At 72.3% G+C, this 15,849-nt stretch carries 10 protein-coding genes; 9 read left to right on the forward strand and 1 reads right to left on the reverse strand.

Annotation, left to right across the window (positions count from 1 at the left end; genetic code table 11):
• Positions 1-151: 151 nt before the first annotated feature.
• Genes bcsB through FFI87_RS06935 form a run of 9 tightly spaced genes read left to right on the forward strand, consistent with a single transcriptional unit; the run spans position 152 to position 14,886 of the window.
• Positions 152-2,467 carry a cellulose biosynthesis cyclic di-GMP-binding regulatory protein BcsB gene (bcsB, locus tag FFI87_RS06895; protein WP_138847884.1) on the forward strand — a complete coding sequence of 772 codons (2,316 nt, stop codon included), beginning with the start codon at positions 152-154 and terminating at the stop codon, positions 2,465-2,467.
• Between the two features lie 3 nt (positions 2,468-2,470).
• A complete protein-coding gene (bcsZ, locus tag FFI87_RS06900) occupies positions 2,471-3,691 on the forward strand; it encodes a cellulose synthase complex periplasmic endoglucanase BcsZ (RefSeq protein ID WP_138847883.1) in 1,221 nt (406 codons plus the stop codon).
• Positions 3,676-7,623 (forward strand): cellulose synthase subunit BcsC-related outer membrane protein, encoded by a 3,948-nt coding sequence (locus FFI87_RS06905; RefSeq protein ID WP_138847882.1) that lies wholly within the window; start codon positions 3,676-3,678, stop codon positions 7,621-7,623. Before bcsZ ends, FFI87_RS06905 begins: the two co-directional genes overlap by 16 nt.
• Before the next feature lie 22 nt (positions 7,624-7,645).
• Positions 7,646-9,604 (forward strand): cellulose biosynthesis protein BcsE, encoded by a 1,959-nt coding sequence (gene bcsE, locus FFI87_RS06910; RefSeq protein WP_186381715.1) that lies wholly within the window; start codon positions 7,646-7,648, stop codon positions 9,602-9,604.
• Positions 9,601-9,810 carry a hypothetical protein gene (locus FFI87_RS06915; RefSeq protein WP_138847880.1) on the forward strand — a complete coding sequence of 70 codons (210 nt, stop codon included), beginning with the start codon at positions 9,601-9,603 and terminating at the stop codon, positions 9,808-9,810. The genes bcsE and FFI87_RS06915 overlap by 4 nt, the downstream gene beginning before the upstream one ends.
• Positions 9,807-10,595: a cellulose biosynthesis protein BcsQ gene (bcsQ, locus tag FFI87_RS06920; RefSeq protein ID WP_138847879.1), complete on the forward strand. Its 789-nt coding sequence runs from the start codon at positions 9,807-9,809 to the stop codon at positions 10,593-10,595. Before FFI87_RS06915 ends, bcsQ begins: the two co-directional genes overlap by 4 nt.
• Entirely contained in the window at positions 10,592-13,129 is a 2,538-nt protein-coding gene (gene bcsA, locus FFI87_RS06925; RefSeq protein ID WP_138847878.1) for a UDP-forming cellulose synthase catalytic subunit, read from the forward strand. The genes bcsQ and bcsA overlap by 4 nt, the downstream gene beginning before the upstream one ends.
• Positions 13,130-13,156: 27 nt before the next feature.
• Positions 13,157-14,707: a cellulose biosynthesis protein BcsG gene (gene bcsG, locus FFI87_RS06930; protein ID WP_138847877.1), complete on the forward strand. Its 1,551-nt coding sequence runs from the start codon at positions 13,157-13,159 to the stop codon at positions 14,705-14,707.
• Entirely contained in the window at positions 14,689-14,886 is a 198-nt protein-coding gene (locus FFI87_RS06935) for a hypothetical protein (RefSeq protein ID WP_012363646.1), read from the forward strand. The genes bcsG and FFI87_RS06935 overlap by 19 nt, the downstream gene beginning before the upstream one ends.
• Before the next feature lie 66 nt (positions 14,887-14,952).
• Here the strand turns inward: FFI87_RS06935 and FFI87_RS06940 are convergent, their stop codons facing one another.
• Positions 14,953-15,837 carry a pirin family protein gene (locus FFI87_RS06940; protein WP_138847876.1) on the reverse strand — a complete coding sequence of 295 codons (885 nt, stop codon included), beginning with the start codon at positions 15,835-15,837 and terminating at the stop codon, positions 14,953-14,955.
• Positions 15,838-15,849: the final 12 nt, after the last annotated feature.

The raw sequence follows: 15,849 nt of genomic DNA on the forward strand, positions 1-15,849 counted from the left end.
CCAAGAGTTCGCCGCGTCGTTTCGATAATTGCATTCAGGCCAGACATTGAGGGGAAGCAGTGGGGATGTGCACTCGCGGGCATAGCTGCTGTGCGCGCGTCGGTCGCGACGCGCTTGATAACCGGATGATCACGACGATGCGGAGCCGCGCATGAAGCCGGCCGTTTCGCTGTTCGTCCTGTCGGTGGCTACGTTCGGCGCGCTCCATGCAGCCGCGCTGTCGGCCGCACCGATGCCGGCGGTGCCTGCCGCCGCGTCGGCGTCCGCCGGGACTCCGGCCGCGCCGTCGCCCGCCAGCGGCGCGGTCGTGCCGAGCGCCGCCAGCGCAGTGTCCGCCGGGCAGCCGACGACGACCGTGCACCTGCCGTTCGCGTCGCTCGGCGCATTCGATCCGATGCGCCTGCGCGGCGCCGACGACGCGCGCACGATCAACGCGGGCGTGCGGCTCGACCGCGTGGTCACCGGCGCGCGGCTGCGTCTGACCTACGCGTATTCGCCGTCGCTGGTGTTCCCGATGTCGCACCTGAAGGTGTCGATGAACGGCGAGGTGATCGCGACGGTCCCGTTCGACGCGACGCGCGCGGGCCGCACGGTTACGCAGGACATCCCGATCGATCCGCGCTACTTCTCCGATTTCAACCAGATCGGCCTGCGCCTGATCGCGCATTACACGCTCGATCACTGCGAGGACCCGTCGAACTCGGCGCTGTGGGCCGACGTGAGCCCGACGAGCGAACTGATCCTCGACGAATCGCCGCTGCGCCTGCCGAACGATCTCGCGCTGCTGCCCGCGCCGTTCTTCGACCGGCGCGACAACGGGCTGCTGCGGCTGCCGTTCGTGCTGCCGGCCTCGCCCGATTCGGCGACGCTGCGCAGCGCCGGCGTGCTCGCGTCGTGGTTCGGCGCGCAGGCCGACTACCGGCAGGCTCGCTTCCCGGTCGCGACGACGCTGCCGGCCGACGATCAGGCGGTGGTGGTCGGCACGGCCGCGACGCTGCCTGCCGGCCTCGCGCTGCCGTCGGTCAACGGCCCGCTGCTCGCGGTGGCCGACAACCCGGCCGCGCCAGGCCGCAAGCTGCTGGTCGTGACGGGCCGCACGGCGGCCGAGGTCGACGACGCGGTCGCGGCGCTGGTGCTCGGCCGTGCGGCGCTGTCGGGCCCGGCGGCCACCGTCGCGCACGTCGATCTCGGCGCGCCCCGCAAACCGTACGACGCGCCGCGCTGGCTGCCGGTGAACCGGCCGATCACGTTCCGCGAGCTCGTGTCGGACCCGCGCGAGCTCGAAGTGCGCGGCACGACGCCCGACGCGATCCGCCTGAACCTGCGCGTGCCGGCCGATCTCCATTCGTGGAACGGCTCGGGCGTGCCGATCACGCTGCGCTACCGCTATACGGCGCCGACGGTGCAGGACGACTCGACGCTCGCCGTCGAGATCAACGAACAGCTCGTGAAGTCGTACCGGCTCGGGCCGGCCCATGCGGAAGACGCGCGCGGGCGGATGCAGCTGCCGCTGCTCGCGGTGCCGGAAGGGCGCGTGACGAGCGATGTGGACATCCCGGCGTTTCGCGTCGGCAGCGGCAATCAGCTGCAGTTCCGCTTCACGCTCGATTCGCAGAAGACGGGGCTCTGCTCGAGCACCGCGACCGGGCCGCAGCGCGCGGCGATCGATCCCGATTCGACGATCGACTTCTCGCACTTCGTCCACTACGCGCAATTGCCGAACCTCGCGTTCTTCGCGAACAGCGGCTTCCCGTTCACGCGCTTCGCCGACCTGTCGCAGACGGCCGTCGTGATCCCGGACCGACCGTCGCCGCAGGAGCTCGAAGCCTACCTGACGATGCTCGGCCACATGGGCCAGTGGACCGGTTTCCCGGCGCTGCGCGTGGAGGTTGCGCGGCCCGGCGACGTCGCCGCGCTGGCGGGCCGCAAGGACCTGCTCGTGATCGACGGCTCGCCCGCGTCGCCGCTGCTGTCGCACTGGCGCGCGGCGCTGCCGCTGACGATCGACCAGCAGGGCGGCACGGGCGCGACGCGGGTCGCCTTCTCGGTGAAGGAACGCTGGCGCAACGGCATCGGCATGGCCGACGGCGGCGCGCATATCGAGCAGACGGGCTCGCTCGCCGCGCTCGCCGGCTTCGAGCTGCCGGGCAGCCATGGACGCAGCGTCGTCGCGCTGACGGCGACCGACCAGACGCGCCTGGCCGATCTGCTCGACGTATTCGAGAAGCCGGGCCTCGTGTCGCAGCTGCAGGGCGACCTCGCGCTGGTGCGGCCGGGGCAGGTCGACAGCCTCCGTGTGGGCGAGCCGTACGTGGTCGGCTTCGTGCCGTGGTATGCGCGCGTGTGGACGCAGGCGGCGCGGCACCCGGTCGTGCTCGGCGTGGTCGGCGTCGCCGCGGGGCTGCTGCTCGCGCTCGGCGTGTTCAGCGTGCTGCAGAGAATCGCCGCGCGTCGACGGGGGATGTAACGGATGGCGTGGGCATTCGCAAGGCGACGGGCAACGCGGCCGGCGCGGCGCGTCGGCACGACACTCGTGCTGGCCGTCGCGGCGGCGTGCGCGGCGACCGCGACCGCCGGGCGCGCGCAGGCGGCGCAAAGCGGCGCGGCCGACGCGCAGTGCGGCGCGGCGTGGCCGCGCTGGGACGCGTTCAAGCGCGATTTCGTGTCGGCCGACGGCCGGGTGATCGACGTCGGCTCGGCCGATTCGCGCACGGTATCGGAGGGGCAGGCGTATGGACTGTTCTTCGCGCTGGTCGCGAACGACCGGCGCACGTTCGACACGATCCTCGCATGGACCGAGAACAATCTCGCGCAGGGCGACCTGAGCGCCCGTCTGCCGGCGTGGCTGTGGGGCCGCGCGCCGGACGGCGCATGGCGCGTGCTCGATGCGAACGCGGCGTCGGACGCCGACCTGTGGATCGCGTACACGCTCGTCGAAGCCGGCCGGCTGTGGCGCGAGCGCAGCTACACGGCGCGCGGCGCGCTGCTCGCGAAGCGCGTGCTGGACGACGAGACGGCCAGCGTGCCGGGCCTCGGCCTCACGCTGCTGCCCGGGCCGACCGGCTTCAAGCTGGCCAACGGTCAATGGCGCGTGAACCCGAGCTATTCGCCGCCGCAGTTGATCCGCGGGCTCGCCGCGCGCCTGCCCGACGATCGGCGCTGGGCCGCGCTCTCGGCCAGCACCGGCCGCGTGCTGCTCGACACCGCGCCGAAGGGCTTTTCGCCGGACTGGGCGCTGTATCGCGCGGGCGCCGGCTTCGGGCCCGATCCGCAAACCCGCGCGGAAAGCGCGTACAACGCGATCCGCGTGTACTTGTGGGCCGGCATGCTCGATCGCGCCGATCCGCTCGCCGCGCCGCTGCTCGCGCGGTTCGCACCGTTTGCCGACTACATCGCCGCGCATGGCGCGCCGCCGGAGAAGGTCGACACGACGACCGGCGTCGCGGGGCCGAACGACGGCAACGGCGGCTTCTCCGCGGCGGCCGTGCCGTTCCTCGACGCGCGCGGCCAGCGTGCGCTCGCCGATGCGCAGGCCGCGCGGGTCGATACGCTCGCGCGCCAGTCGGCGCCCGGCTACTACACGAGCGTGCTGACGCTGTTCGGCCTCGGCTGGCGCGAGGGCCGCTACCGGTTCGGCGCGGACGGATCGCTCGACGCGCGCTGGGAGGGGCGTCCATGCGTGGCCCGATGAAGCGCACCGCACCGCGCGTCGCGGGGTTCGCGTGGCTCGCGTCGTCGGTCTGCGCGGCGGCGCCGGCCGCGGCTGCCGGCACCGCCGCCGCCGTTGCTCCGCCGCCGAAAACCGTCGCGCCGAAAGCCGCGCCGGCCACGGCGGCAGCCACGATCGATCGGGCCGACGCGCAGCGCCAGCTCTCGACCGCCCGCATGTGGGGCGCGAAGCATCGCGACGACCTCGCGCGCGACGCGCTGCGCAAGGGGCTCCTGATCGCGCCGGACGATCCCGAACTGCTCGCGGAGCAGATGCGCGTGCTGTTGAGGCTCGGCGATGCGCAAGGCGCGCAGGCCGCGCTGGCACGCCTGCAGGCGCGGGCGCCCGCGGCGCCCGGCACGCGGCGGGCGGCCGACGAATACCGCGTCGCGACGAGCGGGCGCGGCGAGATGGCGCAGATCCGCCTGCTCGCGCGCAGCGGCCGCGCCGACGAAGCGGCCCGGCGGATCGTCGCGCTGTTTCCGAACGGCGCGCCGTCCGGCGCGCTCGGCGCCGAGTACTACCAGATCGTGTCGAATGCGCCGGGCGGACGCGAGCCGGCGATCGCCGCGCTGCGCCGCGCGGTCGCGGCCGACCCGCAGGACGTGAGCGCGGCGCTGGCGCTCGCGCGACTGCTGAACCAGCACGACGACACGCGCGCGGAAGCGAACCGGATCGCGTGGTCGCTCGCGACGCGGGCGGACACCGACCATACGGAAGCGATGGCGCTGTGGCGCCGCGTGCTGCAGTCCGCGGGCGCCGATCCCGCGTATCTCGACGCGTTGCATGCGTATCTGGCGCTCGTGCCGGACGACACCGAATTCCGCGATCGCGCTGCCACCCTCGACCGGCAGCGCGACGCGCAACGCCGGCTCGAACGCGATCCCGACTACATCGCGCAGCAGCGCGGCCTGCAGGCGCTCGCGCGCGGCGATCTGGCCGGCGCCGATCCGCTGCTCGCGCGCGCCGCGCAGGCGCGTGCCGACGACGCCGATGCGCTCGGCGGGCTCGGCCTGCTGCGCCTGCGCGAAGGCCGGCACGACGAAGCGCGTGCGCTGTTCACGCGCGCCGCGGCGCGCTCGACCGACCAGCGCGGCAAGTGGCAGGGCCTCGCGCGCACCGCGCAGTTCTGGGGGCTGCTCGCGCAGGGCCGCGCGGCGGCTTCGGCGGGGCGGCCGCAGGATGCCGAGCGCGCGGCGCGCGCCGCACTCGCGATGCAGCCCGACAGCCCCGACGCGAAGCTGCAACTCGTCGATGCGCTGCTCGCGCAGCGCGACTGGGCGCGCGCGGAGCCGTTGCTGCGCGAACTGCTGGCTGCACGTTCGCCGACCCTGTCGGCGGTGCGCGGCACCGCGATGCTGTATGAGAACACCGGCCGCGCGGATCGCGTCGGCCCGCTGCTCGATGCGCTTCAGGGTCGCGTGACGGGTCGCGACGATCGCCGCGTGCTCGACGGGCTGCGCGCCGACCTGCTCGCCAGCCAGGCGCGCGCGCTCGCCGACAAGGGCGAACGCGGGCCGGCCGCGCAACGCTACGAAGCCGCGGTGCGTGCGGCGCCCGATGCGCCGTGGACGCGTTTCGCGCTCGCGCGGCTGTATCGCGACATGGGGCTGCCGCAGCTCGGCCGCACGGTGATGGACGACGGGCTCGCGCAGAGCGACACGCCCGAGATGCGCTATGCGACCGCGCTGTATCGCAACTCGCTCGACGACATCGCCGGCGCGCAGGCCGCGCTCGCGGGCGTCGACGACGCGCACCGCTCCGACGGCATGCGTGCGCTCGCGCGCAAGCTCGACGCGGAAGGTGCGCTGGCCGACGCGCGCGGCGCGCTCGGCCGCGGCGATCGCGCGGCGTTCGCCGCGTCGCTCGCGCATGCGCAGGCGAGCGCGCCGGACGATCCCGACATGCTCGCGGCGATCGGCGCGCAGTGGATCGACGCGGGCGACCCCGAGCGCGGCCTCGCGCCGTTGCGCGTCTGGATCGCCGCGCATCCCCGCGAGGCCGATACCGACGTCCGGTTGCGCTACGGCGATCTGCTCGGCAGCGCCGGGCGCGACGACGCGCTCGCCGCGTGGCTCGACGCGCTGCGCCGCGAGCCGGCGCTGACAGCCGCACAGACCGCGCGCATCGAGGATCAGTCGCTGCGGCTCGTGCTGCGACAGACGGACGACGCGATCGCGCGGCAGGACTATGCGCGCGCCCGCACGCTGCTCGATCGTGCGAGCGAGGCCGGCCGCGCGGACAAGCGCTACGCACTGGAACTGGCCGACCTCGAACGCGCGCAGGGGCACTACGACGCGGCGCGCGACGCGCTCGCGCCCGTCGTCGCGCGCACGCCGGACGATGCCGATGCGCAGCTCGCGCTCGCACGGATCGACGAGGAAAGCGGTCATCGCGCGGCGGCGCTCGCGCGCGTGCAGAGCGTGCTCGCGCGCACGCCGGACGACGACGTCGACACGCGGCTGTCGGTCGTGCGCCGCCTGAACGCGCTGCGCCGCCCGGACGAAGCCGCGCAGGTGACCGGCCCGCTACAGGCCGCGTATCCGGCGCGCGCCGACGTGACGGTGGCAGCCGGGCGCGTGGCCGAGGCGCAGGGCCGCTACGACGATGCCGCGTCGCTGTACCGGCTGTCGCTGTCGCAGGAACGCACGAGCGGCGTCACCCCGGGCCGCGACGGCCGCACGCCCGCGCAGGCCGCGTTCGCGGATCTCGAGCAGCGGCGCGACCCGGAGATCGAGACCGGCTGGCTGCCCGCGTACAAGTCGGGCGACGAAGGGGTGTCCGCGTACCGCGCGCAGCAGGTGCCGATCTACGTGCAGGTGCCGGTGCGCTACGACGGCCATGCGTTCCTGCAGCTCGACACCGTGCATCTGGACGCGGGCACGCTCGATACGAGCGACCCGAACGCGTATTCGCTGAAGACCTTCGGAACCTATGCCGCGCTCAACGCGCCGCTCGGGCTGCCTGCGCCGTTCGCGCCGAATCCGTCGGCCGCCGACTTGATTGCGCATCCGCGCGGCGACCTGCACCAGCCGACGACGGGCGTCGCGCTCGGCGCCGGCTATCGCACGGACGCGTGGCGTGTCGATCTCGGCACGTCGCCGCTCGGTTTCCCGGTGCATTACCTGGTCGGCGGCGTGCGCTACCGCTTCGACGCGGGCCCGGCGAGCTTCACCGTGAACGCGTCGCGCCGGCCGGAAACGAGCAGCGTGCTGTCGTATGCGGGGATGCGCGACCCGTGGACCGGTGCGGTATGGGGCGGCGTGCGCCGCGACGGCGTGAACCTGCGTGCGGCGGTCGACGTCGGCCGCGTGAACCTGTTCGCGGAACTCGGCGCGGGCGTGCTGTCCGGCCGCAACGTCGAGCGCAACGCGGAAGTCACACTGCGCTCCGGCTTCACGGTGCCCGTGTACGAACGCGCGACGATGCGGGTGAGCACGGGGCTCGTCGGCAATGCGTGGCATTACGCGCAGAACCTGCGCTACTACACGTACGGGCAGGGCGGCTACTACAGCCCGCAGCGCTACCTGTCGCTCGGCGTGCCGATCGAGTGGGCGGGGCGGCGCGACGCGCTGTCGTGGGACCTGACCGTCACGGCCGGGATCTCGAACAGCTATGAAAAGGATTCGCTGTTCTACCCGACCTTCGCGGGCCAGCGCGCCGCGCAGGAGGCCGCCGGGCTGGTCTACACGGGCAGTTCGACGCGCGGCGTGTCGTTTTCCTACGGCGTGAACGGCATCGTCGAGTATCGCGTGAATCCGCACCTGAGCGTCGGCGCGCAACTGCATGTCGACCGGTCGCACGACTATGCGCCGAGTTCGGCGCTCGTGTACCTGCGCTATGCGTTCGACGCTCGCGCGCAGCGCAGCTGGCTCGTCACGCCGACGCCGGTGCGGCTTTATTCGGATTACTAGGGTCTGCTTGCTTATGGAACGCGTGAATACGGAAATCGATGCAACCCGTCCCGCGCTCGGCGCCGCCGGCCTGCTGGGCCGCCTGCGCGCGCTGCTGCGCACGGGCACGGCCGGCGGCCGCGCCGGCCCGCTGAGCCGGCTCGCGATCGACGGGCTGCCCGATGCGTGGACGCAACTGGAAGCGGGCGGCCTGTACGCGGTCTATGCGGCCACCGGCACGCCGGCGTGCGACGCGCTGGTATGGGAAAGCGCGCGGCAGTCGCGTACGCGCGACGTGACGGTCGTGCTGTCACGCGACGCGGCGCGCGTGGCCGCGCAGATGCAGGCGCGCGGTTTCGCGGGCGGCGCGCAGCCGGCCGGCTGGCCGCGTAACCTCAACGTGTTGGCGATGCCGCCCGCCTCGGTGCCCGCGGCAGCCGACGGCGATGCCGCGATCGAACCGGGCGCGCCGCGCCATGCGGCGCCCGCGCCGTTCGCACGGCTCGCGGGCGGCTTGCGCGCGATGAAGCGCTACGGCTTTCGCACGCGCTCGCTGTATTTCATCGAAGGCGCGCAACGCTGGTTCAGCTGGGACGATCCGGCCGCGCTCGCGGAAGAGGCGCACGCGCTCGCCGACTGGTGCCGCACGCACCGGATCGCGCTGGTGCTGCTGGTCGATCCCGAGATCGCGCGCACCGGCGCCGCTCCCGACACCGACGATCCGCCGCTCGTGCGCGTCGCGAATCGCGCGCCGCGCAGCGGCTTTCACGGCGTGTGCTCGGGCGTCGCGCAGTTGCAGCGCACGCACGGCGAGCTGCTGTGGGTCGTCGATTTCTGGCGCGCGGGCGACACGCTCGCGGCCGGCGAAGTGCGGCCGCTGCGCTTCGCGCCGGGCGGCCGGCTCGCGGCAATCGTCGACGGCGGTGCCGTCCAGCCGTCGCGCGGAATGAAGCTCGCGACCGACGAGGATCGCGTCGTCGCCAGCCGTGCGGCGCTCGACGATGCGGGCCGCGTGCCCGCCGGCTGGGAAATCGTCGAGGATAACGCAGCGGTCGTCGCTGCCTGTGCGCACGCGCAGGCAGCGACCGCGGTGCTCGCGTTCCGCTCGCATCCGCAGCTCGAGGCGTTGTGCGCGGCCGTGCACGCGCTGCGACGCCAATGCGGCGGCGCGCTGAAGATCGCCATCGTCGAACGCGGCGAGGTGCTGCGCCAGCAGTTCGAGATGCTGTTGCTGAGCGTCGGCGCGAACCGCGTCGTCGCGCGCGACCTGCCGCTGTCGCGGATGCAGGCCGCGGTGAACGCGCTGCACGGGCAGCTCTATGCGCGGCCCGTCGCACCCGACTATCGCGCGGCGCTCGCGGCCGCGCTCGGCGATTCGGTGCTCGGCTATTTGCCGGTCGGCGCGTTCTGCCTGCGCATTCGCGCGGTGCTCGATCGCGGCGCCGTGCTCGCGCTGCCGCATACGCTCGCGAAGATCGCGCTGCTGCCCGGCGTGTCGCACGTCGACGCGCTGCGGCACTGCCGGCCGCGCCGTGCCGGTGACGTCGTGACCGCCGACGCCGCGCATCTGTACGTGTTCCTGTTCGCGTGCGAACCGGTCGATGCCGAGGACGCGCTCGCGCGGATCTTCGACGTGCCGGTCGATACGCTGTCCGATCGCGTCGTGTGTCTCGGGGCAGGCAGCATCGACACCGAGCTCGATGCGCTGAAGACCGAAAACCGGCGCGCGCCGATCGCCGACTACAGCGACCTGTTCGCGACGGCGAAGCCAGCGGGCGCGACGCGCGTGCCGGCCGAACGCGCGGGCGAGGGCGTGGGCGCGGAGAATGCCGAACCGGGTGGCATGACCGATCGGAACATCGATATATCGCCGCAGCCCGTGCGCGACGAAGAAACCGTGCCGGCCGCCGCGGCGCAAGCACCGTCTGCCGACATTCCCGCCGCGCGGGCGCGCGGCGCCATCCGCAGCGCGATGCCGCTGCGCAAGCCGGAGGGCGCATGATCGCCGAACTCGTCATCGGATTCATCGTCGGCATCGCGATCGCGGTGCCGGTGTGGATCGTCGCGCAGCACCTCGGCATCGGCCGCGGCTTTCATGCGCCGCGCGGACTGCACCGGCGCGACGCGGTGCCGTGCGAACTCGTGCCGATCGCGCTGCGCGGACGCCTGCTGCCCGACGCCGAGCGCGCCGACGAGGTCGCGCGATGAAGACGATCGCCATCACGTCGACCACCGGCGGCGCGGGCCGCACGACGCTCGCCGGCGCGCTCGCGGTGCTGCTCGCGCGCCGCGGCCGGCCGGTCGTCGCAGTCGAGTTCGACGCGCAGAACCTGATGGGCGCGACGCTCGGGCTCGACACGCTGGCCGAACACGGGCTCGCGCACAGCCTGCTCGCGGACCCTGCTGACGCCGCGCCGTGGCACGCGCATACGTGGCGCAATGCCGACGGCGTGCTGTTCGTGCCGTACGGGCAGGTCGACGCGGCAGGCGCCGCCGCGTGCGATGCGCGGCTCGCGGCGGAGCCGGACTGGCTGTCGCGTGCGCTCGACGAGATCGCGCTGCCGGCCGAGGGCGTCGTGCTGGTCGACACGGCCCGCTATCCGTCGCCGCAGGCCGAGCAGGCGATTCGCCGTGCCGACCTGACGCTCGTCGTCGTGCCGCCCGAACCGGCCGCGTGCGCGACCGTCGCCGCGCGCCTGGACGCGCTGCGTGCCGGCCGCGGCGACCTGCAGATCGTCGTGAACCGGCTGAACCCCGCGCGCGACATGCAGCGCGATGCGCTCGCGATGCTGCGCGCGGTTGCGGGACCGGAGTCGATGCTCGAACAGCGCATTCACGTCGACGCGGCCGTGCCCGAAACGCTCGCGCGCGGCAGCTGGATCTTCGACGACGCACCGTATTCGCAGGCGTCGCACGACCTGAACGGCGTCGCGAACTGGGTCGATACGTGGCTCACGGCGGCCGCGGCCGGCCGTGCGGGAGCGTCGCGATGAAAGCCGCGTTCGCGTCGCGCTGGCGCGCCAAGGTCCGACGCGCGACCGACTGGTGCGCGCGCGGAATCGGGCTGCCTGCCGAGCGCACGCTGCTCGACTGGCTCGTGCGGCTGTTCTTCCATGCGCCGCCGCCCGGCCGGCCCGACCCGGTCCGCCGCCGGGCGCGCACCGCGTTCCTCTGGCTCGCGCGCGAGTGGGGCGTGCTGCAGCCGCTGAGCCCGCGTGAATGGCTGTGGCGCGCGATCGTGCGCGCGCCGCGCGCGGCCGGCGAGCAGCCCGCGCGCGATCCGCTCGCGTGGTTCGACACGTTCGTCGTGCCGGTCTACGTCGCGGTGCGCGCGCTAGGCGCACGCATCGGCGCACAGCTCGAGCGTTTGCCGTGGGCGCGCTGGGGCGGCTGGCTCGACGCGCGCGCGAACGGCGTCGGCCGGCACCGCTGGCTCGCGCCGCTGCTGCTGAGCGCGGGCGGCCTCATGTGGGCCGCGGCCGCGATGTCGCCGCTGATGCCCGGCGCGCAGTTCGCGTTCTTCGCGATCGTCGCGGTGCTGGCGCTCGCGCTGCGCCGCCTGCCGGGCCATCTGCCGACCCTCGCGCTGGCGTCGCTCGCGCTGCTCGCCACGCTTCGCTACGTGTGGTGGCGCACGACCCAGACGCTCGATTTCCGCAGCCCGGTCGAGGCGGTCGCCGGCTACCTGCTGTACGGCGCCGAAGCCTATACGTGGATGATCCTGCTGCTCGGCTTCGTGCAGACCGCGTGGCCGCTCGACCGGCCGATCGTGCCGCTGCCCGACGACCCGGACAGCTGGCCGAGCGTCGACATCTACATCCCGACCTACAACGAGCCGCTGTCGGTCGTGAAGCCGACCGTGTTCGCCGCGCAGAGCATCGACTGGCCGACCGGCAAGCTGCGCGTGTACCTGCTCGACGACGGCAAGCGCCCCGAGTTCGCGGCGTTCGCGCGCGAGGCCGGCATCGGCTACCTGACGCGCGACGACAACCTGCACGCGAAGGCCGGCAACATCAACCGCGCGCTGCCGAAGACGCACGGCGAATACATCGCGATCTTCGACTGCGATCACGTGCCGACGCGCTCGTTCCTGCAGACCACGATGGGCGTGTTCCTGCGCGACCCGAAATGCGCGCTGGTGCAGACGCCGCACCATTTTTTCTCGCCCGATCCGTTCGAGCGCAACCTCGGCACGTTCCGCGAGATCCCGAACGAGGGCAATCTGTTCTACGGGCTCGTGCAGTCGGGCAACGACCTGTGGAACGCGACGTTCTTCTGCGGATCGTGCGCGGTGCTCAAGCGCACCGCGCTGGAGGAGGTAGGCGGCGTCGCGGTCGAGACCGTGACCGAGGACGCGCACACCGCGCTCAAGCTGCATCGCCGCGGCTATACGTCGGCGTACCTGCCGACCGTGCAGGCGGCCGGCCTCGCGACCGAGAGCCTCGCGGGCCACGTGAAGCAGCGCACGCGCTGGGCGCGCGGGATGGCGCAGATCTTCCGCATCGACAACCCGTTCCTCGGGCGCGGGCTCGGCTTCATCCAGCGGATCTGCTACGGCAACGCGATGCTGCATTTCTTCTACGGGATCCCGCGGCTCGTGTTCCTGACAATTCCGCTCGCGTACCTGTTCTTCCACCTGTACTTCATCAACGCGTCGTCGATTGCGCTCGCGAGCTACGTGATCCCGTACCTGGTGCTCGCGAACGTCGCGAACTCGCGGATGCAGGGGCGCTATCGCCATTCGTTCTGGGCCGAGGTCTACGAATCGGTGCTCGCGTGGTACATCGCGCTGCCGACCACCGTCGCGTTCTTCAGCCCGAAGCACGGCAAGTTCAATGTGACCGACAAGGGCGGCAAGATCGACGAAGGCTACGTCGACTGGTCGACGTCGAAGCCGTATCTCGTGCTGTTCGCGCTGAACGTGCTCGCGATCGCGGCCGGGCTGTGGCGGCTCGTGGCCGACCAGGGCGACGAGGCGTCGACGATCCTGATCACGCTCGGCTGGACCGTCTACAACCTCGCGATGCTCGGCGCGGCGCTGGCGGTTGCGCGCGAGACCAGGCAGGTGCGCGTCACGCACCGGATCGCGATGCGCGTGCCGGCGACGCTGCTGCTCGCCGACGGCTCGACGGCCGCGTGCTTCACGAGCGACTACTCGACCGGCGGCCTCGGCCTCGAAGCGGTGCCGGGGCTGCCGCTCGCGATCGGCGACACGCTGACGGTGTGCGTGACGCGCGGCGACCGGCCGTTCCCGTTCCCGGTGCGCGTGAGCCGCGTGACGCCGACCCACGTCGGCGTGAGCTTCGAGGCGCTGACGCTCGAGCAGGAGCGCCAGCTCGTGCAGTGCACGTTCGGCCGCGCGGACGCGTGGCTCGACTGGCACGCGAGCACGCGCACGGACACGCCGCTGCGCGGGCTGAAGGAAGTGCTGCGCGTGGGCCTGGACGGTTACGTACGGATGTGGAAGGGTGTGGCGCGCGGCGTGCAGTCGATGCTGGCACCGAAGCTCGATCGGGCGCGCGACTGACGCGACGCCCATCACGGAGTGGTTTAGATGACGTTCTGGAATCTGTATTTCATCCTGAAGTTCGCGCTGTTCGCGACCGGCCACCTGCAGCCGCTGTGGCTCGCGAACCTCGCGTTCGCGCTGGCGCTCGCGGCGAGCGCGCCGGTCCGGCAGCGCGGATGGCGCATCGTGCGGCAGCTCGTCGCGATCGCGATCGCGGTGCCGCTGCTCGCGCGCGAACTGCATGCGCCGCCGCTCGCGCGTCTCGCCGAAGCCGCGCGCGAGGTCAGCACGTTCCGCCTCGACTACTGGATGGAGCTGTTGCCGCGCCTGTTGCCGCCGGTGCTCGTGCTGACGGTGGTGGGCGTGCTGATCGTCTATTTCATCGTCAACCGCTGGGTGCGCGTCGCGACCTTCGTGCTCGCCGTGCTGATCGTGATGCCGATGTGGCAGGCCGGCAACGGGCTGATGGCGCGCGTCGTCGCGCCGCAGCAGCAGGTCGGCGCGACGGGCGGGCGCTCCGACCAGCCCGAGGATCACAACGCGGCACTCGCGACGTTCCGCGCGCAGGAGTCGCAGCGGCAGGTCGCGTTCGGCCATCTCCCGGGCGATCCGTCCGCGCAGTTCGACGTGATCGTGCTGCACATCTGCTCGCTGTCGTGGGACGATCTCGATGCGGCGAAGGTGCGCAACCATCCGATGCTGAGTCACTTCGACTATCTGTTCAACAACTTCAGCACGGCCGCGAGCTACAGCGGCCCGGCCGCGATCCGCGTGCTGCGCGCGAGCTGCGGGCAGGAAGCGCACGCGGACCTGTACAAGAGCGCGCCGCAGCAGTGCTACCTGTTCTCGCAGCTCGCGTCCGCCGGCTATACGGTGCAGTCGCTGCTGAACCACGACGGCCACTTCGACAACTTCCTGCAGGTCATTCACGACAACATCGGCGTGCCCGACGCGCCGATGATCCCGAACGCGGCCGCGCCGGTTGCGATGCATGCGTTCGACGGCACGGCGATCAAGGACGACTACGGCACGCTCGCGAACTGGTACGCGCAGCGCGCGTCGGTGCCGGGCCCGGTCGCGCTGTACTACAACACGATCAGCCTGCACGACGGCAACCGCGTGGTGGGCAGCCCGCTCGCCAGCATCGATTCGTATCCGCAGCGCGCCAACAAGCTGATGAGCGACTTTGACCGCCTCGCCGATCTGATCGCGCAGTCGGGCCGGCGCGCGGTGATCGTGTTCGTGCCCGAGCACGGCGCCGCGCTGCGCGGCGACAAGAACCAGGTGGCCGGCCTGCGCGAGATTCCGACGCCGCGCATCGTGCACGGCCCGGTCGGCGTGCGGCTCGTCGGCTTCGCCGGCAACCATGGCCAGACGACCGTGATCGACCAGCCGACCAGTTTCCTCGCGCTCTCGCAGCTGCTGTCGAACCTTGTATCGAACAGCCCGTTCAAGCCCGGCGCGACGCTCGCGCAATACGCGGCCGACCTGCCGCGCACGCGGATGGTGGGTGAGAACGAAGGCACGGTGACGATGCAGACGAGCGCGGGTTACGCGGTCAAGACTCCGGATGGCGTATGGATCGACGAACAGTGATCAACATCGGCGAAGGTGACGACGATCGCCTGTCGCAGCCGAACGACGTGCTCGGCCTCGCGCGGCATCTGCCCGCGCTGGACCCGGCCCGTTATGTCGACGAGCAGGCGCGCCGCGCGTTCGTCGAATCGCTCGAGCGCTGGCCGACGCTTGCGAAGCTGATGGGATTGAAGCGGTGAGCGCTCGGCGGCCGGCGTGAATGCCGGCCGCCGTGTGTGGATGGGGATGGACCGACCGGTGCCGGCTTACTGCGCCTTGCGCGCCGGCTGGCGTGTCCACTCGTTTTCCTCGCCCGGCACCTTGCCGAAGGTCTGCTCGGCCCACGCGTTGCGGGCCGCCTCGATCTTCGCGCGCTCGCTCGACACGAAATTCCATTCGATGAACCGCTCGCCCGGCAGGTGCGCACCGCCGAGCAGCATCACGCGCGCGCCGTTCGCGCTCGCGAGCGACACGTTCGCGCCGGGTTCGAGCACGGCCATCGTCGCCGGCGCGAGCGGCGCGCCGTCGATCGTGAGGTCGCCATCGACGAGATACACGCCGCGCTCGTCGTGCTCCGCGTCGAGCGCGAGTTGGCCGCCCGCCGCGAATTCCGCATACGCATAGAGCGTCGGCGAGAACACGGCGACCGGCGACGTGAGCCCGAACGCGGTGCCCGCGATCACGCGCACGCTCGCGCCGTCGCGCGTGAACGATGGCAGCGTGTCGGCCGCGTGATGCGCGAACGCGGGCGCCGTGTCCTCGTGCTCGACCGGCAGCGCGACCCAGGTCTGGATCCCGTGCACGGGTTGCTCGAGCGGCCGATCCTCGTCGGGCGAACGCTCCGAATGGACGATGCCGCGTCCGGCTGTCATCCAGTTCACGTCGCCGGGCACGATCTTCTGCCGGAAGCCGAGGCTGTCGTGATGCATCAGCGTGCCGTCGAACAGATAGGTGACGGTCGCGAGACCGATGTGCGGATGCGGCAGCACGTCGATGCCGCTGCCGGCGGGCAGCACGGCCGGCCCCATTTCGTCGAAGAAGATGAACGGGCCGACGAGGCGCGCGGCGCGCGCGGGCAGCACGCGGCGCACGACGAGGTTGCCGATGTCGCTTTCGCGCGGCGTGAGTACGGTCTTGATCGATGCGGACATGGTGAGACTCTC

It is taken from the genome of Burkholderia sp. KBS0801, assembly GCF_005937855.2.
In the GTDB taxonomy this organism is placed as follows: domain Bacteria; phylum Pseudomonadota; class Gammaproteobacteria; order Burkholderiales; family Burkholderiaceae; genus Burkholderia; species Burkholderia ambifaria.